At 24.1% G+C, this 2,315-nt stretch carries 1 protein-coding gene; it reads left to right on the top strand.

Annotation, left to right across the window (positions count from 1 at the left end):
* A partial coding sequence (locus EHU54_RS05540) for a hypothetical protein (RefSeq protein WP_400249388.1) occupies nucleotides 1-1,064 on the top strand: 1,064 nt, incomplete at its 5' end.
* Between the last annotated feature and the right edge of the window lie 1,251 nt (nucleotides 1,065-2,315).

The raw sequence follows: 2,315 nt of genomic DNA, 5'->3' as shown, positions 1-2,315 counted from the left end.
GAAAATTAGCCCGAAATGATTTTTATAAGGGTTTTAAAGTTTCTAATTTAGAAACAATTAATAATTTATTAAAAATTGAGAAAAATATTCAAAAAATAAGTCCTACATTAGTTCAAAAAATACCGCGCGTAAATGAAAAAAACGCTAATAAATGATTGTCTGAATATGGATTAAACATTGAGAAAATAAGCAAAATTAGTACTGATGAATGATATAACATTATGGTTAATCTTCATAAAAAAGGTGTTGGTAAAAACTTATTGTTAAACGCTAACTTAATACGAGGAAGCAAAATATATCATAATAAATTATTAAATCTTTTACATCAAACACCAATTAAATTAAATAAAGCACTAAATTATTTAAATCCAAATTTTTATATTCAAAAAGTAACTAAAAAATTATTAGCCCCCATTGAAAAACAAATAATTACAATTAAACAAAAAGTAATTAGTAAAATTACCGAGCAAACTAAAAAAATATTGTCTAAATTTGAAACTAAGGCTATTCAAAAAGGCCAATTATTACCCTTTGCTTATGGTTCTGATGTTTTTCTAGCAGTTAAAATTGTTCCCTTATCTGTTGCAGGTGAAGTTGCTTTAACAATCTATTATAAAAATCCTAAATATGCTCCTATTGTTGTGATGACAACTTTAATCAAAGCAGAACAATTTGTTTTATCCCCTAAACCTTTTAAATTCTATATGAACAGTGAATGGTTTGTTGGTTGAGGATTTAAAAAAACAAGTTTATTTAATTTAGTTTCTTTTGCTCCAGTTGCTTATCAACAAATCGTAAAAGATAGCTTTAAAATATATCGAACAGTTGCTAAGGTATTAAAAATGCAAGAACAATTTAAAAACAATTTTACTAATAAAGATAAAATGTTAAAAACACTAGAAAACAGTGCAGTTACTAGTTTGTTGGGTAGTGGTTTAGCGTTTCAAACATACAAACAATTTAGAACAAACCAAAATTTAAACAAAACAATTAAAACAAAAACACTATTAAGTAGTAAAAAGTTTATCTTAAATAAAATTAAATCAAAAAGAAATAAATGATAAGGAGATGATTGAATGTTAAATGAATTATGACATAATGTTACTTTGGAAAATTATAATAACTTTAATCCAATGACAGGTAAAATTACTCAAGTTCCTGTTCGTTATAATAAGTTCTTTAAAGGTGATGTCGAATTATGATTTAAAACTTTTGCATTAAGGGCTCAAAATATGATTAATTCTTATTTAAATTATCCTTTTACAAAATTAAAGTTTGAAACATTTAAAGATCCTTTATTGAAGAAAATATGTATTAACATGGCATTTATTACGGTTGAACACTGAATATTTAATCGTATTCCGATTGAATTCTTTACTTCAGCATCTATGAATGTTGGTGAAATTAATTATTCTTCTCAAAATGACCCTATGGCAGCATGACAAGGTTTATTACCGACTTATGCAAAATCATTAGCTAATTTAACAACTTTAAAGAAAATGTTTCGTACTTTTCAAGAAGAAGGTATTGATTTAACAATGATAGATTTAGAAGCGTATTATACTCAGTTAGAAATTGATGCTTTATTAGAAAAAGAAAAAACTGAAAGAGTAGAAAATGATGACAAATTAGAAAATAAAATAAATACAAAACAAGATATTGTTAATAAAAGTACAAACTTAGAATTAAATGACTTAATTGCAAACAATACTATTGAAAGCAAAAAAGAAATTAAATCAGTTAATATTACAACAAATGATTTAGAACTTGAAAATCTAACTATAGAAACAGCACCAAACTTTACAAAAGCAGTCAGAACAGTACAAGAAAAAAATGCTAATTGAGAATTAGTTGATACATCTAGTTTTATTTCCAATAGTTCTTCTAGATATATTTTAGAAAATATTAATTTGAATAAATATTTATACAGAATGAGAATAAAAGCAGGAGAATTAAAAAAAGAAAATTGAAGTAATTGAATAGAGACTATTAAAAATAAAAGTGATAATTATTCTGTACCGATTATAGAACTAAATTCAAATAGTTATTTTAATTTTATCGTGCAATATCTATCAACAACAATGCTACAATTACTTTTAAATACTAATATTTCTGTAAATATTTTAGATTTAATTGTAGAAAGAAAAGAAATAANTTAGAAAGGAGATGTTTTTATGTCAAAAGTAGAAGTTAAAGATGTAATTATGTTTTTGAAAATCTTTGGAGTTTCATCATTGTTTTTTATTGCAGGAATTATTATTTGTTTTATAGGACCTACTAAATTAGGAATTGGTTGACCTGCATATGTAATTATT

Origin of the sequence: Spiroplasma sp. ald, from assembly GCF_044714355.1 — a bacterium.
In the GTDB taxonomy this organism is placed as follows: domain Bacteria; phylum Bacillota_I; class Bacilli_A; order Mycoplasmatales; family Mycoplasmataceae; genus Spiroplasma; species Spiroplasma phoeniceum.
This window is presented reverse-complemented; position numbering and strand designations above follow the sequence as displayed.